This is a genomic window from Paenibacillus hexagrammi (assembly GCF_021513275.1).
Lineage (GTDB): Bacteria > Bacillota > Bacilli > Paenibacillales > NBRC-103111 > Paenibacillus_E > Paenibacillus_E hexagrammi.
Genome location: NZ_CP090978.1, coordinates 4723449 through 4749546, shown reverse-complemented (window position 1 = coordinate 4749546; position 26098 = coordinate 4723449). Strand labels below are relative to the sequence as shown.

The 26098-nt window shown below is 47.5% G+C and carries 20 protein-coding genes, 2 pseudogenes and 1 riboswitch; of the genes and pseudogenes, 16 read left to right on the top strand and 6 right to left on the bottom strand.

Going from position 1 to position 26098, the window contains the following annotated elements; genetic code table 11:
• Positions 1-1776 carry an S-layer homology domain-containing protein gene (locus L0M14_RS21400; protein ID WP_235118598.1) on the top strand — a complete coding sequence of 592 codons (1776 nt, stop codon included), beginning with the start codon at positions 1-3 and terminating at the stop codon, positions 1774-1776.
• On the opposite strand, the gene L0M14_RS21395 is transcribed toward L0M14_RS21400, so the two are convergent.
• Both L0M14_RS21395 and L0M14_RS21390 read right to left on the bottom strand, forming a co-directional pair.
• Positions 1766-3907: a YheC/YheD family protein gene (locus L0M14_RS21395; RefSeq protein WP_235118597.1), complete on the bottom strand. Its 2142-nt coding sequence runs from the start codon at positions 3905-3907 to the stop codon at positions 1766-1768. The genes L0M14_RS21400 and L0M14_RS21395 overlap by 11 nt on opposite strands.
• 98 nt (positions 3908-4005) lie before the next feature.
• The gene (locus tag L0M14_RS21390) at positions 4006-4179 is read right to left on the bottom strand and encodes a hypothetical protein (RefSeq protein WP_235118596.1); all 174 of its coding nucleotides are present in this window, start codon (positions 4177-4179) and stop codon (positions 4006-4008) included.
• Positions 4180-4329: 150 nt separating this feature from the next.
• Positions 4330-4437: riboswitch (guanidine-I (ykkC/yxkD leader) on the top strand.
• Between the two features lie 65 nt (positions 4438-4502).
• On the opposite strand from L0M14_RS21390, the gene L0M14_RS21385 reads away from it, so the two are divergent.
• From L0M14_RS21385 to L0M14_RS21360, 6 genes are all read left to right on the top strand, one after another.
• Positions 4503-5528: an ABC transporter substrate-binding protein gene (locus tag L0M14_RS21385; protein ID WP_235118595.1), complete on the top strand. Its 1026-nt coding sequence runs from the start codon at positions 4503-4505 to the stop codon at positions 5526-5528.
• Positions 5529-5546: 18 nt separating this feature from the next.
• The gene (locus L0M14_RS21380) at positions 5547-6368 is read left to right on the top strand and encodes an ABC transporter permease (RefSeq protein WP_235118594.1); all 822 of its coding nucleotides are present in this window, start codon (positions 5547-5549) and stop codon (positions 6366-6368) included.
• A gap of 3 nt (positions 6369-6371) precedes the next feature.
• A complete protein-coding gene (locus L0M14_RS21375) occupies positions 6372-7175 on the top strand; it encodes an ABC transporter ATP-binding protein (RefSeq protein WP_235118593.1) in 804 nt (267 codons plus the stop codon).
• 192 nt (positions 7176-7367) lie between these two features.
• A complete protein-coding gene (locus tag L0M14_RS21370) occupies positions 7368-7937 on the top strand; it encodes a hypothetical protein (protein ID WP_235118592.1) in 570 nt (189 codons plus the stop codon).
• Positions 7934-8866, top strand: a complete 933-nt coding sequence (locus L0M14_RS21365) for a hypothetical protein (protein WP_235118591.1) — start codon at positions 7934-7936, stop codon at positions 8864-8866. Before L0M14_RS21370 ends, L0M14_RS21365 begins: the two co-directional genes overlap by 4 nt.
• A gap of 33 nt (positions 8867-8899) precedes the next feature.
• Entirely contained in the window at positions 8900-9316 is a 417-nt protein-coding gene (locus tag L0M14_RS21360) for a hypothetical protein (RefSeq protein ID WP_235118590.1), read from the top strand.
• Positions 9317-9389: 73 nt separating this feature from the next.
• On the opposite strand, the gene L0M14_RS21355 is transcribed toward L0M14_RS21360, so the two are convergent.
• Together L0M14_RS21355 and L0M14_RS21350 are read right to left on the bottom strand one after the other, a co-directional pair.
• Entirely contained in the window at positions 9390-10172 is a 783-nt protein-coding gene (locus L0M14_RS21355) for a hypothetical protein (protein WP_235118589.1), read from the bottom strand.
• A 77-nt stretch (positions 10173-10249) separates the two neighbouring features.
• A pseudogene (locus L0M14_RS21350) lies at positions 10250-11273 on the bottom strand (LacI family DNA-binding transcriptional regulator).
• 438 nt (positions 11274-11711) lie between these two features.
• On the opposite strand from L0M14_RS21350, the gene L0M14_RS21345 reads away from it, so the two are divergent.
• From L0M14_RS21345 to L0M14_RS21305, 9 genes are all read left to right on the top strand, one after another.
• Entirely contained in the window at positions 11712-12596 is an 885-nt protein-coding gene (locus L0M14_RS21345; protein WP_235118588.1) for a hypothetical protein, read from the top strand.
• 36 nt (positions 12597-12632) lie between these two features.
• On the top strand, positions 12633-18602 hold the full coding sequence (locus tag L0M14_RS21340) for a hemoblobin-interacting domain-containing protein (protein ID WP_235118587.1): 5970 nt from the start codon (positions 12633-12635) through the stop codon (positions 18600-18602).
• 361 nt (positions 18603-18963) lie between these two features.
• Positions 18964-19542: a TetR/AcrR family transcriptional regulator gene (locus L0M14_RS21335; protein WP_235118586.1), complete on the top strand. Its 579-nt coding sequence runs from the start codon at positions 18964-18966 to the stop codon at positions 19540-19542.
• A gap of 317 nt (positions 19543-19859) precedes the next feature.
• Entirely contained in the window at positions 19860-20561 is a 702-nt protein-coding gene (locus L0M14_RS21330) for an SDR family oxidoreductase (protein WP_235118585.1), read from the top strand.
• A complete protein-coding gene (locus tag L0M14_RS21325) occupies positions 20558-21343 on the top strand; it encodes an SDR family NAD(P)-dependent oxidoreductase (RefSeq protein ID WP_235118584.1) in 786 nt (261 codons plus the stop codon). The genes L0M14_RS21330 and L0M14_RS21325 overlap by 4 nt, the downstream gene beginning before the upstream one ends.
• 56 nt (positions 21344-21399) lie before the next feature.
• Positions 21400-22482: an alkene reductase gene (locus L0M14_RS21320; RefSeq protein ID WP_235118583.1), complete on the top strand. Its 1083-nt coding sequence runs from the start codon at positions 21400-21402 to the stop codon at positions 22480-22482.
• Positions 22483-22593: 111 nt separating this feature from the next.
• A complete protein-coding gene (locus L0M14_RS21315; RefSeq protein WP_235118582.1) occupies positions 22594-23592 on the top strand; it encodes an NADP-dependent oxidoreductase in 999 nt (332 codons plus the stop codon).
• Positions 23593-23839: 247 nt separating this feature from the next.
• Positions 23840-24406 carry an HXXEE domain-containing protein gene (locus L0M14_RS21310; RefSeq protein ID WP_235118581.1) on the top strand — a complete coding sequence of 189 codons (567 nt, stop codon included), beginning with the start codon at positions 23840-23842 and terminating at the stop codon, positions 24404-24406.
• A gap of 158 nt (positions 24407-24564) precedes the next feature.
• Positions 24565-25065, top strand: a complete 501-nt coding sequence (locus tag L0M14_RS21305) for a hypothetical protein (RefSeq protein WP_235118580.1) — start codon at positions 24565-24567, stop codon at positions 25063-25065.
• A gap of 162 nt (positions 25066-25227) precedes the next feature.
• Here the strand turns inward: L0M14_RS21305 and L0M14_RS21300 are convergent.
• Both L0M14_RS21300 and L0M14_RS21295 read right to left on the bottom strand, forming a co-directional pair.
• Positions 25228-25860: pseudogene (locus L0M14_RS21300) on the bottom strand (SDR family NAD(P)-dependent oxidoreductase); the annotation flags it as partial.
• Between the two features lie 44 nt (positions 25861-25904).
• Positions 25905-26066: an SDR family NAD(P)-dependent oxidoreductase gene (locus tag L0M14_RS21295; protein WP_235118579.1), complete on the bottom strand. Its 162-nt coding sequence runs from the start codon at positions 26064-26066 to the stop codon at positions 25905-25907.
• Positions 26067-26098: the final 32 nt, after the last annotated feature.

The window sequence follows — 26098 nt, the reverse complement described above, 5'->3', positions numbered from 1 at the left end:
ATGGACAACCAGACAAACAATGGCAAACGGAAAAAGGCTTATTTAAAACTCGTTAACGCTTCCTTATTAGCGGTTTCGTTAACTTCGAGCATGACGGGAACGGCAAGTGCGTATGCACAGACGAATCCGCAGAACATCCAAAGTGTGGAACAAATTCCTGTTTATCAAGGGAATTCCCTGTCCTATTTTCAAAATATGATTCAATCCACGACAACAACCATACAGTCGCAGAATAACGGTGAATACAATCCTTCCATGGACCGTAGTGTCTCGGTCAAAGCTAACAAGTTGCTAAGAGGATATTTAGCTGCGAACCAACAAGCTGACGTCAAGGATGACGGGGTCAATTATGCAATATTGAAATCCACAGAAAACGGATCGGTCCGTCTCGTGGATGCTGATACTGGCGAATATGAATATACGCCGAATGCTGGTTTTACAGGTGATGACTACTTTACCTACATGCTGGTAGACGGACAATCATTCGGTATTGTAAATATTCACGTGAAAAAATCGGAAAGCTCCTCAAGCACTCCTAACTCTAATGTAGCCATTGAAGCATCTACCAAAGACAACAAGACTGCGAATGCCGCATCTGTTGAGATGGGGACTTCCGCAAACGGTAATCAAGTGGCAACCATCCAAGTGCTTGCTGACGGTTTGAAAGAAGCTGCCGGCAAAGCAAAGTCGGGTGAAGTCATCACGATCAAAGCTGCATCTGTGAATGGAGCCGATGTTCAGGCCAATATTCCGGGAGCCGCGATACATGCACTGGCGGATAAAAAAGCGGTATTGGCGATTCAGACAGGGGATGTAGGTGTTCGCATTCCATCCGCTTCGTCCGCGCTGCAGCGTGCTGTTGCTCAAGCAGGTACCACTATGGATCAAGCTAGCGTACGTATAGATATTATGAAGCAGCCAGCTCCTACAGTAAAGGCAGCTGCGGGTAAGGCGGTTAGTGATGCATACCAGCTTAAGCTGACATTAACCGTAGATGGCAAAGAATCCCCTGTTGCTGGATTTGACAAGCAGTTTGCTTCTGTTAGTATGTCTCTGCCAGCTGCCCCTCAGGATGCCAAGAATCTGGTCGGTGTCATGGTCGAGAATGGGCGCTTGACTCCGGTTCCTTTGACGGTGGACGCTGACGGTAGTGTCGATTTGCACAGCACTAGAAGCGGAACCTTCATGGTTATTGAACACACCGCCCCGGCGTTCAGCGATACGAAGGGACACTGGGCATCGGATGCTATACAAACTCTGTCTGATAAAATGATCATACAAGACTCCGGATCCCTCTTTAATCCTGATAGTAACATCACTAGAGCAGAGTTTGCGGTAATGATGTCTCGCGCTTTGGGATTGGCGGGATCCGAAATGTCGGCTCAAGCTAGTCCGTTTCATGATATAAATCCGGATGCCGCAGATGCGGCGGCGATTCAAGCGACAGTTGAGGCGGGTATTTTCAAAGGAGTCGCTGAAGATCTCTTTGCTCCGGATCGGATCATCACTAGGGAGCAGATGGCAGCTGTGCTTATACGTGCCGCAAAAGCCTATGATTTGATTCTCCCTGCAAGTGCTTCGGCTCCGAAGCTCACTCAGTATCAGGATTTCCAAAACGTATCCGACTGGGCAAAGCAAGAAGTTGGAGAAGCCATACAAGCAGGCCTCATTCAAGGCGTGAGCGACACGTCAATTTCATCCTCAAGCTCAGGTACGAAAGCGCAAAGTGCCATGCTGCTCATGCAGCTGCTGAAGCGTGTAGGACTTATGAATTAAATATTTCCTCAGGAAGAGCCGCGGCGTTAGCCCGGTTCTTTTTGTTTTTGGCCAGATGAAGCGCAAAGGGGATGGCGAACCTGGCGGCTTCAAAACCGTGAAATGTATTGCCGATTTGATTGAAATTGGCCTCAAAGAGCCACAAGGAACGATCGCTGTCTACACCAATGTCTAACGCGATTTCATGACATTGTTTACCCAGGCACTCGGATAGGTAGTCAGCAGCTTTGAGGGCATAGGCTTTGAGTTTGCGATCCATCTCCATATGCAAGGCTTCGCCATATTGGCTGGACAGGAACCATTCCCACTTAGAAGCAAGACGGAGCGTGCCTTGATGGTTCGTCACCTGTCTGGCCGAAGACAGGGAGATGAAAGGCTGGATGAATACTACAGCCCAATTCCCGTCGCCGTCTCTCATCATGTGAGTCCGCAGATGGAAGGGAAAGCCTTCGCTAGAAGAACTATCGACATGGCGCTGAGCTACGTATCCTTGATTGCAGAACATTTGCAGGAAGGCTTCGAATTCGATCCGACTCAAATAATGCAGAAACTGCTGGTCGAACAGCTCGTAATCCTGCTCTCTTTTTTGAATGATGATAATGCTCTTGCCATGGGAGCCGACAGCAGGTTTGATAACAATCTTGCCGTGTTTGTCGGTGAATTCCAACATGAATGGGGCATCCTCAACAGACATGTAAGGGATAACCGTATCGGCCAAAAGCGGGTGTTGGCTCAGCCAATCATAGACCCTCTCCTTGCTCAGGGAGCCGCCCTCCAGCTCGTGAGTGAAGGGGATGTCTGACAGTGAGTCGTAGAGTACTTCATATTCGATGATGCCTCTACGTTTAAATCGATCATAGACCACATCGGGAAGCGGGCAAGGCTTCTTGACCCACACCCCATCTTCGAATACACGCCCGATAATCATCTGTTGCTCCATTTTGACATTCTTAGGATGAAAATAGTAGAACTCGGCATTGTACAGCTTGGCTACTGCGTTGCAAGCCTCTGCGAAGCTCTGTTCCAGATGAACGGGAGCCAGCATGCCGATGACGTACTTCTCGGTAGATTCGCTTTTGTTGGAGCTGTAGTTGTTTTGGAGCTGCAGACTGCTGCTTTGCCGCGCCAAATACAACGCATAGGCAATCGTATGTGCAGCTCGTTCCCGTTCGTGGAACCGGGTCTGCGGCGATGTATTCGCTTCATAGAACCAGGTGCGGCGCGACCGGTCAATAACAAGATCGATGCCTAGCTCATCAAGATCAAATGGATAAAAGCTGTCCAGATGCTCCGCAATGTTGAGTCCGAGCTGCTTCAAATAAAGTCCTAAGAATGGGTGCTGCTCTGGATATTCTTCTTGAAAAAAGACGTCCAACGGCACGGTTCGGCCGCCGCCGCTCAGATTACTGATTAACGACCCTGGCGCACCGATCCTGGGATAGACATGGGTAACCCGCCACAATCCTTCGCCGTCCCTTTGCACATGAACCCGAAAGTCGAAGGGTTCGTCCTTCTTGGTGCGGATATGCTGATACGGCTGAATAAGCATGACGCCCTGGGCAAGCAGATGAATAAGCCGCTGCTCCAGTTCCTTGGTGCTGCATGAGGTGACTTCCGCACGCTCCTGCCACGTGTAGCTGCCTTCACTTACCGACTTGATGCCAACGATGGAATGACCTTGTCTCCCTAGATCGGGTTTGATAATCGCATGCGGATATTCGCGAAGGAAATGCAGCACGGTATCCATTCCGGTTATCACATGGGTTGGCATAATGAGGCTAGCTAAATCTGTTGATTTCAGCATTTTTTGATACATATCGTACTTGCCGTTAATGACATGCGAACTGAACGGGACGAGCTGTGCAAGCTTCCTCGCCTGTTCGGATTGTTGGCTTACTGGAAGCGGGTTGATAGCTATTACGGACTTGGGGAGCGGGTAGTTCCCTTCCTCCGACCAATGAGCGGAAACTCGCTTGCGTCCCCGGATGCTTCCGGATGTCAATTCGATACCTGCATCGTCAAAAAAAATCAACTCAACCCCTTGCTTAGAGGCTTCGTCAAGAAGCGCGTCCAAGCGCTCTTTCGGAAGAACCGCTGAAGGTTGATGGGAGCTGTATACGCCAATTAACATAAGAAAAACCTCTCCTACTAAACTCCGCCATATACAAAGTATGGCTAGGATGGAGTCTGTTTATGAGAGGTTGAACATCATTTATATGAGTTTGTTAATCATTTCATCTTGTTGTCTGCATGAGTAGACATCGTGTGAGGCTGCGGGGTAAGCGTAGAGGAAGTGATCGACGCTGCTTCATGAGCTGGGGAAGGAATGGAAGTTTCTTTCTTATAATCAGGAGCCAGTGCATCATTAGCTAACATCCGAATATGAAAATGGATCGAGTGCATCTGATTCACCTCATTTTTTCATTAGTATATGTTATATAATATTACACAAGATTATTTTTGACAAGGTTTTAAAAATATATGTTATATATATTGACATAAAGAAAGTGTATCGGCTATGATGGAAACAAATCAGTCAGACAATCGCATAGCATCAATGTTTTCTAGGGTTCCGCAGCGGGGAAGATCAGCTGGTCTGGTCCAAGAGAGGACACACGGCACCACATGCCGTGCACACGGAGGGACAAAAGCCCGGGAGGATATCAGAACTTGATATCGTTCCGGGCTTTATTTTTTATCAGCAAACACGGGGAGGAAGATTCGGAATGAAGAAAAGTTGGGTAAGTTTGATGCTGGCGCTGGTTTTGATGGGTTCCGTATTAAGCGGATGCGGGGGTAGTAAAGAAGCTGCAACGACGGCCAAGGCCGGAGGGCAAGAGCCGATCAAAATTGCGTTAAGTCCTTGGCCGGGCTGGTTCGTCTGGTATTTGGTGAAGGAGAAGGGCTTCTTTGAGAAAAACGGTGTCAACGCTGAGCTTGTCTGGTTTCCGGTCTACAGTGATTCGCTATCGGCACTGGCTTCCGGTAAAGTGGATGCAAACAGTCAGACGCTGAGCGATACACTGGCACCGGCCAGCAAGGGCATTGGCCTGAAAGGCGTTCTGGTGAACGACAACTCCAATGGGGGCGATGGTGTAGTCGTCAAGCCTGAGATTCAATCCCTGCAGGATTTGAAAGGGAAAAAGGTGGCAACAGAGCTGGGTACGGTGGATCACCTGCTCATGTTGACTTCCTTGGAGAAGGCGGGCTTGGCCGAGAAAGACGTCGCATATACGAATATGACGGTCAATGATGCCGGTCCGGCATTTATTTCGGGGAATTTGGATGCGGCTGTGCTGTGGGAGCCGTTCCTGAGTAAGGCGCTAGCTTCGGGCAAAGGAAAGCTGCTGTTCTCCTCCGCGGATACTCCAGGGCTCATTCCAGATCTTCTCGTGTTCCGTGAGGAAGTAACGAAGAATCGTCCGGAAGATGTAAAGAAAATTATTAACGCATGGTTCGATGCGCTGGACTACTGGAAGGCCAATCCGGAAGAGTCGCTGCAGATCATGGCGAAAGCCGCGGAAACACCGCTTGACGAATACAAGGCCGGCGTGAACAGTGTGAAGATTTTTCAAATCGAGGATAACCTGAAGGCCTTCCAGAAAGGCGATTCCTATACTTCCCTGGCCTTCACATCCAAGAAAACGGCTGAATTCCTGAAGGGACTAGACATGCTTTCCTCCATACCGGATGCAGATTCATTCCTGGATGGACACTTTGTTGAGGAAGTAGCCAAAGAACGTCATCAGTAAAAGGAGGATGTGCAGCCTATGCATACAAATGCGATAACCAAAAAGCGAAGATCCTCCTTGTTCGCGATACGCGGAGAGATCAGTCGCAAATCCTATATGTCAGGGATTTTGCTCGTCATTGTGCTATTCATCATCCTGTGGAGCGTGCTGAGCTATGGGGAGCTTGTAAACAGAACATTCCTGCCCGCGCCGGGTCAGGTCATCAAACAGTTCTTCATTCAAGTGCAAACTGCCGTGTTCTGGCATCATGTCGGCATCAGTATGTATCGCGTAGGTATGGGGTTCCTGCTTGCCTGCATGCTCGGAATTCCGCTTGGCATTTTAGCGGGAACGTTTCGTTTCGCGGAATCGCTCATCGTGCCTGCGGCTGAATTTATCCGCTATATGCCCGCTACAGCTTTCATACCGCTGATTATGGTGTGGGCAGGGATTGGCGAAGGGGCTAAAATCCTGGTGATCTTCATCGGCTGCTTCTTCCAGCTGCTGCTCATGGTCGCTGACAATACGCGGGCGGTATCCAATGATTTGCTGCAAACCTCTTACACACTGGGAGCCGGCCGCTGGCAGGCTATTGAGAAGGTGCTCATTCCTGCCCTGCTGCCGGACCTGATGAATACAATGAGGCTTATCATTGGTTGGGCCTGGACATATTTGGTCGTGGCGGAGCTGGTTGCGGCGAGCAGCGGACTCGGATTTTCGATTATGAAGGCGCAGCGCTTTTTGAATACGGATATTATTTTCGTAGGTATTATAGCCATCGGCATTCTGGGGCTGTTAACGGACCGTACGTTTGCTTACTGTCACCGGAGATTTTTCCCGTGGCTGGAAGGAGGGAGATAGAACATGATGAATGTCGTGGATCTCAGACCGTATGAAGAAGCTGCAGAAAGTAAAATAACGGCTGTTGATGTCAGTAAAGTGTACAGCACCAAAAAGTCTCAGTTTACCGCGCTGAATCGGGTCTCTTTTCATGTGAATGCCCACGAGTTTGTCAGCTTCGTCGGTCCTTCCGGCTGCGGCAAGTCTTCGCTGCTGCGTATCATTGCGGGTCTCGAAAGTATGACGAGCGGCTCCATGAGCATCTCTGGTCATGAAATCGACGGACCCGGCGCGGACCGCGGAATGGTGTTTCAATCCTATACCTTATTTCCGTGGCTGACTGTGCGGGAAAATATTGAATTCGGCCTGACGCTGAAGGGTGTGCCCCTTTTTGAAAAGAGGGCTGTAGCGGATCACTTCATGGAGCTGGTCGGCTTGCACAAGTTTGCGAGGTCACTGCCGAAGGAGCTTTCAGGAGGGATGAAGCAGCGGGTCGCGATCGCCAGAGCGCTGGCTAACAATCCAGAGGTGCTGCTCATGGATGAACCGTTCGGGGCACTGGATCCGCAGACGAAGAATGCGATGCAGGAGCTGCTCCTGCGTATCTGGGAGAAAGAGAAGACGACCGTCGTCTTCATCACGCACGATATCGAAGAAGCGATCTTCCTGTCCCAGCGCGTCTACGTCATGCAGGCTCATCCTGGTATGATCCGCAAGGAAATCGTTGTGCCTCGTGGTCTGCGCAGCATAGATGGGGTGAAGGATTCCGAGCCTTTTATTAAGCTGAAAAAGGAGATTATTTCTTTGATTGGGGATCATCATGAATGATAGATAGGTGATGGATTGTAGATCATTGTTACGATCACAAGCACTAAATTCCCATTAATCATTAAATCAGTGAGCTGTTCCGGTAATGGAGCGGCTTTTTTTGTTATGTAAGAAAATGGTTTGAATGGGTAATTCGAGCAACCTTTTCGGGGAGTCTCCGTCTAATGATGTAGTTGAAAGGAGTGTACGGATATGAATAGGAAATGGATGGTTAGCCTAGCAGGATGTACATGGGTTGTAGTTAGCTTCGTCTTTGCAACTGTATCAGCGGCAGATTCGATGGACCTCCCAAAACCGCAGTTTATAACCACTGTGAAGGATGCGCCGTTTTATGCCCATATGTCAAAAGAAGTGCCTACGGGCGCTGTAAGCAGGTTTCAAACACTTAAAGTCAAAGAAATCGTGGGTGACGGCAAAGATGTGTGGTATAAAATAGACACCTGGCTGGGTGAGCAATGGATGCCTAGTACGGATGGTGTGGTCGTGCTCGGAACCATTGATTCCATAGAAGAAATCCATGAGGAACCCGCCGATTTCGATATGCTTCTTACCCGTGAGGAACAACTGTACGAAATCCCTGGCCTTACGAAAGCGTCGATGACTCTCGCTCCGCAAACCGTTCATGTTCTGTCTACATGGGATACGGGGCAAGAAGGATACCGCTTCAGGGAAATCATTTGGTATAAGATTCAAACAGATCAAGGACCTCTATGGGTGCTGCCTAAGGGGAAAAAACGGGTATTAAGCCTGTACACAAGTTGATTACGCTTCCTACAGGTGGCTATGGCACATCCGCACCTGAGGCAGACGATCAGTTGAAATGGTTCGAAGCGGGGAGTGAGTTGGAAGCATCAGCGCACTGGGGAGATTGGTTTCAAATCAAGTCGGGCACTGCCGAGGCAGTTTGGATCAATCCGAGCTTATCTTTGTATAAGCGCCCTCTCGGGACCGTAGCTTCTGACGAAATGCTGCATTTTAATGAGAAAACGGCCGTATACACCTATCCAAGCCCTGAATCTGTTGTACATCCAAAAGGTTACTATGCTCCGCAGGACGTGCAAAGCATCGCGAAATGGTCTGGTGACGGCATGCTGGATTGGTACCTATTCCACGGCTCTGATGGAGACCTGTGGGTTCCGGAGCCTAGAAACGACACCGACAAGTCATTAGTTGGAAGCTGGAGATTGATCCAGTCGCAGCAGGATGAGACAGCGGGAGATTCACAGGTAGCTCCTCTTGAAGTCACTTTGCTGAAATATTCGCAGAGGCATAGCTTCTACCAAGATGAGGGCATTCCCTTTACACTTCAAGTGCGAAACATTTCGGATCAAACGTTAACCGTTTCACCGAATAAGTTTGAATTGCAGATCTTTAAACTTAACGGGAAACCGGAAGAGGCTTTGAACCATCTGGAGAAGAATGAACTCGTGTGGACAAGAAAGCTGCCTCCACTTTCGGCGGCGTTTCCAGCAGGCACGAGCTCGCAATCCATTTTTATCGAATGGGAACAACAAAACATGGACGGGATTCCTGCTGTACCTGGCGAATACGCTCTGAGGATGGTGCCGACTTCCATCCGCTTGGAGATGGGAGAAGCGAAAGAGTCGCAGGTCATCGAAGAGGAAGCCGTTCAAAAGATGCTCGGCGATCCGGTGGTTTTTGGTGTTATTGAAGGGAATGAGGGGAATTAGGTTGCTTACATAGCAAATTATAGGAGGGGAAATATGAATCCGAAGATACTTAGAATGGGGATATCGTTATGTATAATTTGCATGATGATTGGATGTACTTCGAAGGGAGGACGCATTAACACTTCTTACGATTTCACAGCCATGGCTAATGGCGTAACGAAATATCAGGATAAGTACGAAGTTGATGGTATAAGAATTACCCATTCTCTTTCTTTGCTACAATTTTATCCTCAGGGTGATGCTTTTCTTCGTTATGTAAATAAATACGATAAGACTGAGGGGGACCGTCACATTCTGATAAGTAAAGAAACGCGAATTGTAGACGCTAATGGTCGATCAATCCAGCCAGAAAAAATTGAAAAGGGTAGCAAGGTGAATTTCACGGTGTACTTAATTGAAGATAATTATTTTCTTGTAGCATCGGAAATAAAAATAGCAGACGTCGAATAGTCGCGGCGACCTTCTACTCAGATGATTAAATACATTTTCCCTTAGTTGCATGGCTCAACTCGAAGTTTTTGAATTACAAACCAAGTTCATTCATGTATCCAGGGAAGTAACGTTTTATTGCGTTTATATTAAAGGAATCTTTACCCGTCCAAATAGAATCGGGTCCGAACCAATTTGATCTTGCTGGTACTTTACGGTATTTCTCTTCCAAATTACCGTGCGGCCTTATTATGCCTAACTTAGCCATGAGTTCTATTAATAGATGCCGTTCTTCGTCATTCGATTTTATTACTTGTTTTAATTGACTATTTAATTTGCTTGGTCCATCCTCTGGCTGAATGGATAATATTACTGAAAGAATCTCTCGCATAGTGCCTATATCTGAAAATGTAGGTTCTGGTACTTTTTCGTTTTTGAATTTTTCTAATATGAAGACATTAGGCATTTGAAAAAGGGAATCCCCTCCCCCGAATTTGTAAATTGTAAATAGGGTAGGGTTATAATCATAATTTTTAAATTCAGGAATTCCACATGTTTTGCAATATCCAGTACCAGTGTGTTTATGTGGAGCTAATGGGAAGAGGTTGCTGAAACAATCCGCAACACCACGGAATTCTAAAATTCTAGTACTTAAACTAGATAAGAAATAATTCCCTACTACATGAGGACTATATTGAAGAATGACAGTGTTTATTCGATCGATTACTATATCGTGATGTAAATATTCCGGATCGGCGAACAGACCATTATTTCGCAGTAATTTAAGGTCTTCCTCTTCTAATACTCTGGGAGTATCTAGCCAACCATTTCTCCAATACATTGAGAAGAATAACTTTTTAATATTAGAATCTAGCATATATTCCTTCCTTCGAGCAAAAGATACATTGAACTTGTAATTATTAGCTGATAATAAACAAGACTCCTCAACACTATTTACCTCCTACCGCAAGACCCCCGAACGACGATTTCCGGCTCGACAAGCACGGAGGAGGAATCGATCTGGCCGTTGATCATGTCGAATAGCATGTGCGCGGCGAACAGGCCGATTTTTTTCGTGGTCCTGACGGATGGTGGTCAAAGGAGGCAGCGTGTATTTGCTGGCCTCAATATCGTCGCAGCCGATGATGGCTACGTCCTCAGGTACAGAAAGTCCGTGCTCCTTGAGTGCTCTGATGGCTCCGATTGCAAGCAAGTCCGAAGCGGCGAAGATCGCGGAAGGCAGTTTGTCCTGCGAGTTGATCAATTGCTTCGTTAACTGGTACCCGCTGTTCTCGAAGAAGTCGGTGCCGTTGACGAACCATTCCGGGACAATCGGCAGACCGAAGCTGGACAATGCTTGTTTAAAGGATTCCTCACGAATGCGGGAGATTTCCGATTTAACAGAAGACCCAATAAAGCCGATTTCCCTGTACCCGTTCAGGTAGAAATGCTCGACTACCTTCAAAGATACCTTCGTATTATCCGTCATAATGTGGCCGGAGCTTTTGCCGTCCAGCTTCAGGTCGATGCCAATGCAAGGGATTTCGCTTTGATCCAATTCGTGAATGCTTTGCTCGATATCATCACCGGCGAAGATCACACAACCATCCACATGAAAATGACGGCAGCGGGACAAGTAGTTACTGTTCTTCTCATGAAGCAGTTTTTCGTTCGAAAAGAACAGCAGATCATACCCGTACACGCCGATGCGTTTTTTGAATGTATTCAGCACATGCAGGAAAAATTGATGGTCCATTTCGATGTTGAACGCCCCGGCGAAGATGACGCCAATCAGATTGGAGGGAGCGTCGTCTGCCCCCTTGATATAAGAGGAAGCGGGATGAGCATAGCCGTGCTGCTCCATAATCTGGAGTACTTTTTTCTTGGTTTCCTCGCTTACGTCGCTGTAGTTGTTCAGGATTTTGGAAACGGTAGAAATGGATACGCCTGCAAGCTCGGCGATGGATTTCATTTTAATCTTTTTCATGGTTTGAGAGCCCCCTGCTGCTGGTTCGAACATCGAATGCAGCTATTTAATCACTATTTTCCGAAAATATTTCGATGATTCTATTGTATTCGTATGAGGGAGCGGCGTCAATAAAATCATGAGCGCGAGAGACTGGATTTAGGAAGACGTGCTTAAAGGGGGATACTGCTGCGTGTAAATAAGTTATAACTGCAAAGTTAAGGGATGCGAAAATTTTCGGAAGATTTACTACTTCTTTTCTAGGATAAAATGCAATTTTGGGAAGGGAGTGGGAGGTAGTCCTTGTTATAATAAGGTTTTTTCTTTTTGAAAATATTTCGGTTAGTATCTTTACAACTCGAAAATTTTAGAGGATAATTGTGGTATTCTCCGAAAAATACGAAAATTTTGAATGGTATCGAAAACTGCATGGAGAGGAGGTGCCGGTTCTTGTTTACCTATTTGTCTAATGAAGATTTGAATGTAGAAGTTGCTCAGGTAGGCGGCTATGCGGGTTCGCGTTTTGATTGGACGGGTTTTATTACGCAGGTGCAGCTTAAAGAAGGGGGACATAGATTTTGTACAGTTGAGAAAATGACAGATGAGCCATTAAAGCATGGTGGAGCCGGATTATGCGGTGAATTCGGTATTTTTAAGCCGATTGGTTATGAGGATGCGGAGGTCGGAGCCTTGTTTCCAAAGCCGGGCGTTGGTTTGCTTCAGCGTCTGGAGCCGAATCCTTATGAATTTCATGCTCCTTATCCGATTCAGCCGTTTCATGTGGATGTATCCGGCGACCATCGCAGCATTTCCTACTTGGTGCATCCGGTTGATTGCCGGGGGTACTCCTTTCATTTGGCCAAAAGAATCCGTCTTCAGGGTTCATCCATCAGGATTGATTACTCGCTGACCAACTCAGGGAGCAAGACGATCGAAACGCAGGAGTATATCCATAATTTCATTCGTATTGATGATCATCCGATCGGTCCGGGCTACAGGCTTGGATTTTCTTTTCCTATTAAGATTGGGATGATGGAGCCGCTGTATACACCGGAGGTCCTGCAGGTATCGGATCAAGCAGTAACGTTTCAAGAAGCGGTGTCGCAAGATTTTTATTGCCGATTAGGAGGCTTTGAAGGCTTGAATGAGCTTTCATGGGAGCTGATTCATGGACCTAGCCGAGTCGGAATGAGGGAGACAGCTTTATTTCCTGTTTCTATGATTGCTGTTTGGGGGACTTCGCACGTCGTATCGCCGGAGCTGTTCATCGATCTGCTGTTAGAGCCTGGCGAGACGAAGAGATGGTCAAGGAGATTTGAATTTTTCAAGCTTTAATAACGAAGCAGCTAAGACTAGAGGAGGTCGAAATCAGTGTTTCGAAAAAAAATAGCCGTTATCATGGCATGCTCGATGCTGGCAGCGCAAACTGCACCAATGGCGTTCGCAGCGCCGTCTTCAGAATCTTCTGTCGCTGGCGCCTTATCGGATATGAAAGGTCATTGGGCGGAAGCCACTGTTAATGATTGGGTTCGGCAAGGAGTTGTAAGCGGTTACGAGGATGGGAGCTTTCAGCCGGATCGTCAGGTAACCCGCGCAGAGTTTGCTGTGATGATCGGTCATATCTTCCATTTTCCTGTGGTACAAGCAGATAACGCCTTCACGGATGTGGATTCAAATGCCTGGTATGCGCAGGATGTAGCTGCAGCCCGGGAATATGGCTATGTTTCCGGTTATCCGGGAGGATTGTTTAAGCCCGATGAGCCTATCAAGCGGCAGGATGCTGCGCTCATGATCGGTAAGGCTTTTCACATGCAGGCTGCTGCTTCTGCTGCAGGTCTCGGTGCTTTTTCAGACGGGTCGGAGGTAGCTGCTTACGCGCAAACCGCCGTCAAGACGCTGACAAACTCGGGATATATGAATGGTTATCCGGACGGCACGCTTCGCCCATCGGGGGCGATCACGAGAGCCGAGGCGGTAGTGATGCTTTCGCGCGCAGCGGGAACGATGCTGGGAGCAGGGCAGGCTGAAACCGGCGAGGAGATAAAAGGCAATGTGATCGTAAATCAGCCTGGCGCTGATTTGCGCAATGTCCGTATTGACGGGAATCTGTATCTGGCTGCCGGCGTCGGCGAAGGTGATGTGCATTTGGATCATGTCACTGTTCAGGGGCAAACGATTGTGGCTGGGGGCGGAGCCAACAGTGTTCATTTTGACAACTCGTCGCTTGGAAAAGTGCTCGTACATAAGAAAAGCGGACCGGTACGTGTTGTGGCATCCGGCTCAACCTCTGTAAGCGATTTGACCGTACAGGGCAGTGCCAATCTGGAGGCTAAGGATGTAACGGGAAGCGGCATCGAGCAGGTGCATATTGCAGGTGAAGAGGGCAGTGCGCAAGCGGGCAAAGTGAAGCTCGACGGTAAATTTGCCCAGGTACAGGTCGATGCATCCGGCACGGATCTAGAGGTATCGGAGAACAGCGAGATAGATTCCGTGACTTCAACGGAACAAGCATCTAATATGAAGCTCACGATCTCAGGCAAAATAGGCAGTCTGGAGCTCAAGGGCAAGACATCACTGAACGTGACAGACAAAGCACAGGTAGGCAGTCTGCAAATTGCTTCAACTGCTGGAGGAACGACCGTTTCCTCTAAAGGAAAGATCAATGAAGCGAAGGTAGACGCCGATAACGTGCAGGTCAATGGTGAGCACACGCCGAAGGGACAAGGCTTTAGAGTGGATCAAGGCGGTTCGGTAACACGCAGCTCGAGTAGTTCCTCAGGTGGTTCCTCTGGAAGCAGCGGCGGGTCAGGCGGCAACGGGGGAGGCTCCGGAAATGGCGGAAATAATGGCGGCGGTTCCGGTGGCGGAACTGGAGACGATGGTGGTGGAACTGGCGGCAATGGAGGCGACAATAACGGTGGAGATAACCCGGGCCAGACTGATCCATGGACGCTGGTGTGGCACGATGAGTTTGACGGCTCCCAGGTCGACCGCACCAAATGGACCTTCGACCTGACGAACGGTTACGACAGCGGTGACGGTTACGTATCCGGCTGGGGAAACAACGAGAAAGAATACTATACGGAAGAGAACGCGGCCGTACAGGATGGCAAGCTGCTCATCACAGCGAAGAAAGAAGATCGTGGCGGCGTACCGTACACCTCTTCCCGTTTGAAGACAGCGGGCTTGTACGCCAAGAAATACGGCAAGTTCGAAATCAGAGCGAAGCTGCCTACGGGGCAGGGCTATTGGCCAGCCATTTGGATGCTGCCGGAGGACAGAGCCTACGGTGTCTGGGCATCATCGGGCGAAATCGATATTATGGAGGCTTGGGGCAGCAAGCCGAACAAAGTGGCCGGAACGATCCATTATGGAGAGACATGGCCGAACAACTCCTTTACGGGAAAAGAATATCAATTCCCAGAGGGCTCGAGCATTGCAGATTGGCATACATACAGCCTGGAATGGGAGCCCGGCGAAATCCGTTGGTACGTCGACGGTACCTTATACTCCACGCAAAACGAATGGTACAGCAAAGGCTTGAACCAAGCGGACGATTACACCTATCCAGCTCCATTTGACCAAAAGTTTCACCTGCTGCTCAATCTGGCGGTCGGCGGCTTCTTTGATGGTGACCCCGGTCCAGATACACAGTTCCCAAAATCGATGGAAGTCGATTATGTCCGCGTGTATGACTTGACGGGCAGAGCGTATCGTCAGCCTGTGAAGCCTGTTTACGAGAAGTTGCCGATTCCGTCAGAAGTAAGAGCTCCGTTGGAAGACGGGAATCTAGTCTATAACAACAACTTCGATATCGATCAGCCAAATGTAGACGGAATCGAAGGCGTAGCGAATACGGACTACTGGAAATTCCAAGCGGATCCTGCCAAGCAGGCGGCGGCGACTGTATCGATAGACGCTCTGGATAACCGCAATTTTGCCAAGACGACGATTTCAAGCGGCGGTTCGACGGCGGATGCAATTCAGCTATGGCAGGAAGCTCCGGCTGTGAAAGGACACACGTATAAAGTTACATTTGATGCCAAAACATCTGCTTCGCGCACCATATCAGCCAAAGTGTCAGGCGGATCAGCGCGTGGATATTCCGCTTACTCGAGAATGAAGACTTATGCGCTCACCAATCAGGTGCAGAGCTTTGAAGATTCATTCGTGATGAAAGCCGATACGGACCTTGCGGCTAACGTACTGTTTAATTTGGGAAGCAATAATGGAAGCGTTTGGATCGGTAATGTGAAAATGGTTGAAATCGACGGACTGCCGAATCTCGAGGACGCTGCCAAGGTGCCGCTCAACGGCTCCGGCAACCACGTGTACAATGGAACCTTTGACCAAGGGGATGCTAGCCGCATGACGTATTGGCATGTGCTTACTTCCCAGGGCGCAGAAGCGAGCGCAATTGTAAGCGAAGCTCAGCGTAACCTTCAGGTGTCCATTACAGAGCCGGGAAGTGGGGAAGCGAATTCGGTACAGGTGCTGCAAAAAGGAATCAATCTGATTCACGATCAGACCTATGAGCTTAGCTTCGACGCAGCGGCCTCCGCAGCCGAAAGAACGATGGAAGCAGAGCTTCTCAGCAAAGACGGATCGGTTTCGTACGGTAAACAATCCGTGACACTGGATACAACCTTGTCCTCCAAAACAGTATCGTTCAGCATGACACAGCCGACAGACCCGGAAGCGCAGCTTGTGTTCCATCTTGGCGGTTCGTCCGGTACAGTTACGCTTGATAATGTAAAGCTGGTTCGCACAAGTATTTATTTTGATCCGAATGTTGTGTTCTATCCGCTGCAAAACGGCAGCTTTGATAACGGTATGACCGGCTGGGAAGCGATCAGCGACAGCGGCTATGCAACAGGAGCGGTCAATAATGGCGAGATGAAGCTGACGGTTGCGAATCAAGGCTCACAGCCATGGGGCGCTCTGCTGCTTCAAAAAGGTCTTGTCACAACGCAGGGACTGGATTATGTGGTGAGATTCGACGCTCGTGCTTCCGTGAATCGGAAGATGGAGGTCATTGCGGAGACTTCCTCTTATCGAAGATTTTTTGACCAAACGGTCGATCTGACGAACCAAATGAAAACGTACGAGTTTACGTTCCGCATGACGGAGAATCAACCGCTGGATTTGAAATTTCTGGTGGGGCTCATTGCAGATACGACAGCTGTAGGCTCGGCTCATGATATTTTTATCGATAATGTTGCTTTCGAAGTGAAGGGAGCTCCAACGAAGCCGCCGGTGCTTGCCGCCGACCAAGCAGATAACAAGGTTGGCAAATCGGTCGAGCTTACGTTCAGTGATGATGCCGCTTGGCGGTCAGCGATTCAATCTGTCCTCATCAATGGCGCGGAGATTCCAGCAGATAGCTATACGGTGCAGATGGGCTCGATCATCCTGAACGCAAGTCTATTTACGACCCCGGCTACTTACACGATTCAAATTCAAGCTGATGGATATGCGGCGGCGCAGGTGTCGCAAGCCGTTCTAATCGCAGATAACGCTTCCTGGGTAGAAGTCGGCTCCAATTTACTACAGGATGGCAGCTTCACCGACAGTACGGAGTTTGGCGTGGGTGAGACGTCGTCACCTGTGTGGAAGACGCACAATCAGGGCATCTACGAGCCGGGCAAAGGGCAAGCTGATTTTGCTCTAGCCAATGGTCAGGTTCAAGCTACAGTTATGAGTGCAGGCGGAGAATGGTGGGAGATTCAGCTTTACCAAATGGGCGTTCCGATCCACGAAGCAGGCACCTACAAAATTGCCTTTGATATGAACTCGGACCGAGCCCGTCCTGTTTACGCAGACTTGGGCGGCCAGCGTGAAACCTTCGATGTGAGCAGCGGCTTGCATACGTACGAGCGTGTGATTGATGTGGCGGAAACAGGGGATAAGAAATTTATGTTTGGCCTTGGAAAAGATGCCGCCGACCCGGCAGTATCGGTTCCGTACGGCATCACGATTGACAATGTCAAGGTCGTGAAGGTCGTAGCGGGTGACAATGGTGGCGGGGGTAGCGATCCTGTTCCAGTTCCAGAAAAGCAGTGGGTGGAAGTGGGCGACAGTGTCGTGCAAGACGGCACATTCGCAGCCAGCACGCAGTTCGGTGACGGAGAAACGTCCGCTCCGGTATGGAAGGTGCACAATCAAGGCGTGTATGAGACAGGCAAGGGGCAGGCTGATTTTACACTGAACAATGGTCAAGTACAGGCGACTGTAACGAGTGCAGGCGGTGCATGGTGGGAAATTCAGCTGTATCAAATGAATGTCCCCGTCGAGACTGGTACTTACAAGCTTTCCATGGATGTGAAATCAACACAGCCACGCAACGTCTATGTAGAGCTTCAGGATGTAGCGAACAAAGAAGTCATTGCTGTAGACAGCACCATGAAAACGTACGAGCGTATCCTGGATGTAACCGTGCCCGGCAGCAAAAAACTGCTCATCGGGCTGGGAGAAGAAGCGGGAGATGCGGAAGTAACACTACCGTACGATGTGACCATCGATAATGTTCGTTTGGTCAAGGTGGTGGAGGCGGCAGGAGCAGCTCCGACTTTACATGCCAACACAAATGGCAACTACGTCGGTCAGCCTTTTGATCTTACCTTTACAGATAGTGAAGCTTGGAGAAATGCCATTACTTCCTTGTCCATTAACGGTGCGACCGTAGCAGAAAGCGTATATTACAACGTATACGGTGGGCGGATTGCGATGAATCCGGCGGGCTTTCCGTCACCGGGAACCTATACGATCTCCGTGAATGCGGCAGGGTATCCTGATGCGGCTGTCGATCAAGTCATCCAAGCACTTCCTCTCACAGATACGCTCTACTTGACTGGGGGGGCGCAAGGAATCTCCGGTTTGTCCAGATTCGCCGGTTCCGCAGAAAGCAGTGACATCATTGTCTCTGCTGAAGGCGGGACGTACCTCACGGTGAACAATCCGGTTACGTACATGTTTGATGGAATTACCGCTCCATATGCCGGAGGCAGTGCGGTGACGACCTACGCATTGGATCTGGATACCGTATCCGCTACGGCGGGTACGGGCGTCCTCGCCCTGATCTCTTACGATTTTGACGGCGACGGCACTTGGGATCGGACGGAGCAGTCTCCGCTCTACGCGCTGAACCCAGTAGCAAATGAGTGGGAACGATTCACGCAAGCAGATCGCGGTTCCGTCACTGCTACAGGCGACTATCAAGACTTCCATAACGGCTGCATTAAGCTGGAGTTGTGGAATCAGATCGGTAACGGTGACACGCAAGTCAAGGTAAACGCTCCGGTGGGGCAGGGTTCCAAGATTGTGATTCCTTATCAGTTTTAATAGGGATAGCGTCAACATTTTGAAGGTAACAGTTTATTTTCTTTTATGTAAAAAGTCTCAGCAATTTATGCTGAGGCTTTTTTACCTTTTAAGATATATGGGGGGTCCAGCCAACATTTTAACTCGGAGAATATACGCTAAGGACGTTCAGAAGTATAATCAGCGGATTCTTTTTACTCTAAGGTTGGAAAATATAGTTGTAGACTAAGGAAAGACTGACGTTAGCGTTAAGCTAACGGGCAGGATAGTTCCAATATGTGGAAGTATAGAACAACTGACTCAGTAGGAATATAATGCCATATGACGATTTCTTTACTGATCGTTCTCAATATGTTATATTACTTGAGGGAGGGAGATGGGAATGGCGAGAAGCAAGGAGTTTGAAGAGAAAGAGGTCTTGGATAAGGCGATGAGGCTCTTTTGGGAGCAGGGGTACGAGAAAACGTCCATGACCGAGTTGGTTGAGCATATGGGCATTCATCGAAGAAGCTTGTATGATACTTTTGGCGATAAGCACAATCTGTTCCTAAAAGCGATGGACCGGTTTGACGACAAAATCAGCGCCGCGCTTGCTGGAGGGGTTAAACGTTCCAAGACTGCATCGGAGGCATTACAGTTTATTTTTAGTTTTATGATCGACGGGGATGAGGACTCGCCAGCCGGGTGCTTAATGGTGAATTCGGCCGTAGAATTGGCGGCGCGCGACGCCGAGGTCGACAACAAGTCCACGAAATCATTCACGACAGCAGAGCAAGTGCTCAAGGAGATTATTCTTTGGGGACAGCGTGAAGGTGAATTCACCTCCACTTACAATGCTGAGGAATTGGCGGAATACCTGCATAATGTATGGATAGGGTTAAGGGTAATGGCAAGAACCTCGGCTTCCAAAGAAAAGCTTCACCGCATTAGTCATATTTCGATGAAACTTTTGGAAGAATGAGTGTAGTCAGTTCAGATGCAAAAAGTCACCCTTATGCTAATTCATGCTCTTTCAGATCTATTTATTTTATACCTATTTTAGAATGATCATTCTCAAAAGGAATCGCAGAAAGAAGCCCTAAAGCTTTGCTTTAAGCACAACACAAAAACAACAGGATAAGGCATGCAGTTTTTTTTGCAATATCAAGAATGATCGTTCCCAATAAGGGGCGGATATCGAGCAATAACTCGCTTACCGTATACTACAGATCAAAACGCAGAGCGAATAGCTTTAAAAACAATTTCATAAACAAAATACAATAAAAGGAGCACATGAACATGAATATTTCACAACAAGTTGCATTTGTCACTGGCGCGAATCGAGGTTTTGGTCGCCATCTCGCCCTTGAACTTCTATCCAGAGGAGCTAAGGTGTATGCCGGAGCCAGAAATCCGAAGTCCATTGACATTCCCGGTGCAATTCCTGTAAAGCTTGATATTACCAACCCTCAAGAGGTAGCTGCAGCTGCTATGGCCGCTAAAGATGTTACGCTTCTGATCAACAATGCAGGCTCGGCTACAGGCGCTACTTTGCTTGACGGTGATCTCGATCAAATACAGTTGGAAATTAATACGCATTTCTTTGGCACATTATCCATGATTCGCAATTTCGCACCTATTCTTATTAATAATGGGGGAGGATCCATACTGAATATTCTTTCGGCATTATCATGGTTCAGTATTGGGGGAAGTGAAGGCGCTTATTCAGCTGCAAAGGCAGCAGCTTGGGCAATGACGAACGAGTTGCGCTTAAATCTGTATCCTCAAAATGTAAGAGTAGCTGGCTTGCATGTGGGCTTTATGGATACAGACATGACATCAGGGGTTGAAGCTCCGAAGTCCAACCCTGCTGATATTGCAAAAATTGCAATTGATGGAATAGAGTCCGATAGCTTTGAAATTCTTGCTGATGAACCGAGCCGTCAACTCCAGCGTGCTCTCGCTGGCGGTGTAGCTGCTATTTACCCACAGCTTAAATGATGAACAAAACTGTGCTAATTACCGGAGCGTCGGGCGGAATTGGAAAAGAGCTGGCGGATCGTTTCGCCAAAGACGGATATGACTTGGTATTAGTCGCACGCAGCGAGGACAAGCTCGTGGAACTCGCGAGGGAATATCGGGAAAAGTACCATGTCCAAACGACATACATCGCCAAAAATGTTGCGTTACCTGGGGTGGCAGAGGAAATCTACTGGGAGCTTAAAGAAAAAGGGATTACCGTCGACTTTCTTGTTAATAATGCGGGCTTCGGCTTGTACGGTGAATTCTTAGAGACACAGCTAGAGCAAGAGATGAATATGATCGACATCAATATCAAGGCTCTGACTGTAATGACGAAGGTGTTCTTACCGGATATGGTCAAAAGGCACCAAGGGGGCGTGCTGAATGTGGCTTCATTGGTTGCTTTTTTTCCAGGACCACTTATGGCGGTTTACTACGCGACAAAGGCATACGTACTATCGTTCACTGAGGCTTTGGAGAATGAGTTGCGTGGCACGGGCGTGACTGTGTCCGCACTCTGTCCGGGGCCAACTGCCACAGGTTTCGTCGATCGTGCTGGGCTGACCACCTCAAAGTTGTTTAGAAACGGCGTCATGGAGGTTGGACAGGTGGCTGACATAGGATATCGCGAATTCTTGCGGGGCAAGACTTTAATCATAACAGGGGGGCGCAACAAGTTCATGGCGTTCTTGCCGCGGTTGCTGCCTCGTAAGCTCATGACAAATGCGGTCAGATCCGCACAGGCTAAAGTGGAGCGATAATTGAAAAAACATTGGAGTTAATAAAATAGACCAAACTCAAAAAGGGGTTATTAAGAATGGAAATACTGTGGAGCAAAACGAAAATTGGCAATCTGGAATTACCCCATCGGTTAGCGATGGCACCAATGACACGTAGTAGAGCGCACGAGGATGGTACGCCGGGAGAGTTAACTTCACATTATTATGCACAAAGAGCATCGATGGGTTTAATTATTAGTGAAGGCACACAACCTTCTGATGATGGACAAGGTTACTTAAGGTCACCGGGCATCTATACGGAAAAACATATTGAAGGTTGGAAAAAGGTTACGGACTCGGTACATGATGCAGGTGGATTTATTTTTATCCAATTAATGCATGTCGGTCGTGTTTCGCACCCCGACAATACACCACATCATCGTCAACCCGTTGCACCATCTGCGATCAAACCCGGTGAAGAAATGTTTACGGCAAAAGGGATGCAGGAAATACCCGTTCCAAGAGAATTAAGTGAAGAGGATATCCAGACGACAATTGCAGACTTCCGGAAAGCAGCAGCGGCAGCAATTAAAGCAGGTGCTGACGGCGTTGAAATTCACGGAGCCAATGGTTATCTGATTAATCAATTTTTCGGGGAGAATTCTAATACACGGGCGGATAAATACGGTGGATCGATAGAGAACCGTGCTCGCTTTGCAATTGAAGTAACAAAAGCAATCGTTGAAGAAATTGGAGCAGAACGAACAGGTTTCCGTATTTCGCCGGGAACACCTCTTAACGGAATTGATGAGGGCGAACACGGCCCTGAAGTATATCTTCACCTTGTAAAAGAATTAGCTCAATATAATTTAGCTTACCTCCATGTTATGCATTTAGGGAACGAAACACTGCTCCGTGAAATTCGCAACATCTGGCCAAATCCTTTATTAGTCAATAGAGCTGGACGGTCTCTAGATGATCTTAGTGTAGATATTGATAATGGCCTTGCTGATATGGCGCCAGTCGGGGTATGGTCATTAGCTAATCCAGACTTAGTTGAACGTCTTAAAGAAGGCTTTCCTTTGAATGAAGCTGATCGTAATACATTGTACTCTGGCAACGGAAGTGAGGGTTACACAGATTATCCTACGATGAAAGAACTTCAATCTCAACAACAGTAAAGAACAACATGGATATTGCTATATGATGGCGTACAAGTTAAAGTACGCCATCAATTTTTCCAAAATACGAATGTGGAAATAAGATAAATGAGAAAAGGAGAAGATGAATAATTGAAAGCTGCACAAATGAAAAAATATTCGAAACAAATCCAATTAGAAATAAACAATATAAAAATACCGGAAATCAATAACCATGAGGTTCTTATCAAAGTAAAAGCGGCGGGTGTAAATCCCTTAGACATTCTTATCTTAAATGGGAGTATTCGCATGATTGCCGATTATGACTTCCCTTTAACTTTAGGAAACGAACTATCCGGCGTTATTGAGGCTGTTGGAAAAGATGTTGTGAAATTCAAGGTTGGAGATCTCGTTTATACGAGGCTGCCAATGAATAAAATTGGAGCTTTTGCTGAGTACGCGGCAGTCCATGAGGGGGCGATTTCCATTATGCCTAAAAACCTTTCTTTTATTGAGGCCGCCGCGGTACCCCTCACGGCTTTGACTGCATATCAAGCCTTGCATGATGTACTTCATGTTCAGCCCGATAAAAAGCTATTTATTCCTGGAGGAACCGGCGGTTTTGGTACGATGGCAATCCCGATTGCCAAATCGATGGGGTTATATGTGATTACGAGCGGCAGTGAAAGAGGTAGATCACGTACTCTGTCCATCGGCGCTGATCAATTCATTAACTATAAAGAGGAAAATTATTATGATTTGCTATCTAATATCGATTATGTTATCGATACTTTAGGGATAAAAGAAATTAAAACGGAACTTGCTATTCTCAAACCACATGGGAAATTGGTTTCATTGAAGGCTTTACCCAATTACCGCTTTGCTGTTGAAAATAACTTTCCAATATGGAAAAAGCTATTATTTGGTTTAGTAGGTGCTCGTTTAGATCGATTAGCAGCTAAACAGAATAAAGAGTATCGCTTCTTATTCGTGTCCGCCAATGGCAGGCAATTACAAGAACTAACGAAGTTAGTTGAGGATGAAGATATTAAGCCGGCTATAGATTCAGTTTATAATTTTGATGACATTAACAAGGCTTTAATTAAAGTTTCAACTGGTCACTCCGAAGGAAAAGTGATTGTAACCTTTTAAGGAGCGGACATATAAATTTTGGAAATAGCTCGAAGGGGGCCTTTGCATAACACTGCATTCACGCTTCGTGGCATTTGGCTGATTACGCTAACTGGGAACGATAGTTGAATAACCAGGGAGCAGATCGCCGCAACCGACATCTGTTCCCTTTTTCTTTGAAGTAACGGGAATTATGTATAGGAAAATAAATTAATTAACCGAATATATTTTTTAGAATTGATAAATCAGGAAGGAGGGATTACGTAAGATGCTGAATTATTGGGCAGAGAATCAAAATTGGGCTAAATTAACACCTTGGTTGGGATCCATTACCATTGTAATGCTATTCTTGACATTCAGTCCTGTCGATACGATGTTCTGGGCATTGATCAACATCCCATTATATTTGTTTCATCAAACCGAGGAGCATTATTGGCCGGGTGGCTTTAAGGATTACTTTAATCGAGTCGTGAATGGGTTGCCGGAGGGTGACGAGGCGTTAACGGATGAAAAAGTGTTTTGGATCAATATTATTCTAGTATGGCTTGCGTTCCTAATTTTCGGACTTTTATGTATCGTAAATATCGGCTTTGGTTTGTTGATTGTCATTTTTAGCTTGATGAACTGTGCTACCCATATTTTTACAGGAATTAAATATAGAGAATGGAATCCGGGTCTGGTAATGGCAAGCCTTCAGTTTCTAGCATCCGTTTATGGTGCATACGTGATTACGGCTAAAGGTATTTCCCATCCAATGACCTGGTGGATTAGCTCGGTTTTATTTTTGATTCTTGTTCATGCCATCTTATTTAAGTTTGTGATGGGTAAAAAATAGGTCGGGAACTAACGAGAAACGATAGCGCTGCGGCGATGGAACCGATTCATAGCTTATTTTCGATTCGGTGCGCTCCGCTCAACTAGCGGGCAGGATAGTTACAATATTTGGTGAAATGTTTTAGAAGCTCGTTTGGTATTATTTACGAGGTAAAATGAATGTATGGAAGGATCTATTGTTGCTTTGAGATGTATCAAAACAGCGTAAAGGACTGGGTCAAAATGACATATACGATGTGGCAAACCATCTATAACAAAGCACACAATCAAACAACTCGTGAGGAAATTGACGAGTTGCTCTCTACACTTGAAAACGGGATATGTAATTTGTCAGATGATGAAATTACAGTTAAAGTGGGGTGTTTTATTCCCAGTCAAAACTGTGAAGGTGCCGCGGATGGCTATTTAGAGCTGCTAGCTGCCATATCACCGTTTCGAACCAATATAACCCAAAACCTTCTTATCATCGCACTTCGGCCTATTTATTATTTGGGATTTGAGGAGATAGAAAGTCTCTGTCAGTACATAGCCACTGTCGCAAAAGATGGACGTTATTTAAACAATGATCAGCAAAAAGTGCTCGCGGATTTGGCCACAAGAAAAACACTTATCGAATCTGCCTTTACTACGATGCTTCAGTTTGAAAAAACGTATCGATAAAGCATCAAAAAAGAGATGCACGATTAAGGGGTATTAAGCTATCGGGCAGAAGAGTTGAATTGAAGTCTACGTATCGGCTCAGTTTGGAAGCATTGCAAAAAACAGGGGACAGACTGCCTAGGCAGCCGCCCCCTGTTTCTTTACCATCTGTTAATTCCAAATCTAACGGTGGCTTATCGGCGTTCCTTGCGCTCCGTTCGAAGCAGCCTCCCATGTCTCCCAAGTCGCTAAACGATCAGCATAGACTCCGCGAACCAAAGGCAAGACCCTTGCGCCGACCGCAAAACGCAGAGGTGGGTCCTCGGCGTCTACGATCTGAAGAATCGCTTCGGCCGTCGCCTTCGGGTCGCCTCGTTCTTCTGTCGATAAACGAACGGACACTCGATTTCGAAGTTCAGCGTAGACTTCCAATTCCTGTGATGTCTTCATGGACAGGGGGCTTCCAAAGTCGGTTGCAAAGGCGCCCGGCTCGAGCAACGTGACCTTAATGCCAAAGCTTTTAACCTCTTGAGCGAGGCTATCGTGCAGCGCTTCGACTGCCCATTTGGTAGCACAATAGAAGCCAATGAGCGGCGCAGCAACGATACCCATGGCGCTTGAGACGCCGAGAATGTGTCCGCTGCCCTGTAGTCGAAGCAGAGGCAGGGCAGCTTGGATGACACGAAGCGTACCAAAGTAATTGGCGTCAAATAGTTCGCGGACGTCGGATTCGTCAGCCTCCTCAGTCGTGCCGACCAGTGTATAACCGGCATTGTTTAGGACGACGTCCAGCCTGCCGAAATGCGCATGAGCCTGCTGAACGGCATGCTCGACCTGCCGGGAATCTGTTACATCGAGCGCTAGGGGAGAACAGCGTCTCCAAAACGTTCCTTAAGGTCGGCGATGCTTTCCGGTGTGCGAGCGGTCGCGGCAACCTTATCCCCGCGCGAGAGAGCGGCCTCCGCCCAAATGCGCCCTAATCCGCGAGAGGCTCCTGTAATGAACCAGACTTTGTTTTCCATAGTATTCTCCTCCAATATAGTTCCTGTTTGTA

Bases quoted from the DNA above. Each gene is read 5' to 3' on its own strand.
- L0M14_RS21395 (WP_235118597.1), bottom strand. From the start codon at position 3,907: ATGTTAATTGGCGTATACAGCTCCCATCAACCTTCAGCGGTTCTTCCG.
- L0M14_RS21320 (WP_235118583.1), top strand. From the start codon at position 21,400: ATGGAAATACTGTGGAGCAAAACGAAAATTGGCAATCTGGAATTACCC.
- L0M14_RS21380 (WP_235118594.1), top strand. From the start codon at position 5,547: ATGCATACAAATGCGATAACCAAAAAGCGAAGATCCTCCTTGTTCGCG.
- L0M14_RS21375 (WP_235118593.1), top strand. From the start codon at position 6,372: ATGATGAATGTCGTGGATCTCAGACCGTATGAAGAAGCTGCAGAAAGT.
- L0M14_RS21295 (WP_235118579.1), bottom strand. From the start codon at position 26,066: ATGGAAAACAAAGTCTGGTTCATTACAGGAGCCTCTCGCGGATTAGGG.
- L0M14_RS21385 (WP_235118595.1), top strand. From the start codon at position 4,503: ATGAAGAAAAGTTGGGTAAGTTTGATGCTGGCGCTGGTTTTGATGGGT.
- L0M14_RS21325 (WP_235118584.1), top strand. From the start codon at position 20,558: ATGATGAACAAAACTGTGCTAATTACCGGAGCGTCGGGCGGAATTGGA.
- L0M14_RS21310 (WP_235118581.1), top strand. From the start codon at position 23,840: ATGCTGAATTATTGGGCAGAGAATCAAAATTGGGCTAAATTAACACCT.
- L0M14_RS21355 (WP_235118589.1), bottom strand. From the start codon at position 10,172: ATGCTAGATTCTAATATTAAAAAGTTATTCTTCTCAATGTATTGGAGA.
- L0M14_RS21335 (WP_235118586.1), top strand. From the start codon at position 18,964: ATGGCGAGAAGCAAGGAGTTTGAAGAGAAAGAGGTCTTGGATAAGGCG.
- L0M14_RS21390 (WP_235118596.1), bottom strand. From the start codon at position 4,179: ATGCACTCGATCCATTTTCATATTCGGATGTTAGCTAATGATGCACTG.
- L0M14_RS21400 (WP_235118598.1), top strand. From the start codon at position 1: ATGGACAACCAGACAAACAATGGCAAACGGAAAAAGGCTTATTTAAAA.
- L0M14_RS21370 (WP_235118592.1), top strand. From the start codon at position 7,368: ATGAATAGGAAATGGATGGTTAGCCTAGCAGGATGTACATGGGTTGTA.
- L0M14_RS21305 (WP_235118580.1), top strand. From the start codon at position 24,565: ATGTATGGAAGGATCTATTGTTGCTTTGAGATGTATCAAAACAGCGTA.
- L0M14_RS21360 (WP_235118590.1), top strand. From the start codon at position 8,900: ATGAATCCGAAGATACTTAGAATGGGGATATCGTTATGTATAATTTGC.
- L0M14_RS21330 (WP_235118585.1), top strand. From the start codon at position 19,860: ATGAATATTTCACAACAAGTTGCATTTGTCACTGGCGCGAATCGAGGT.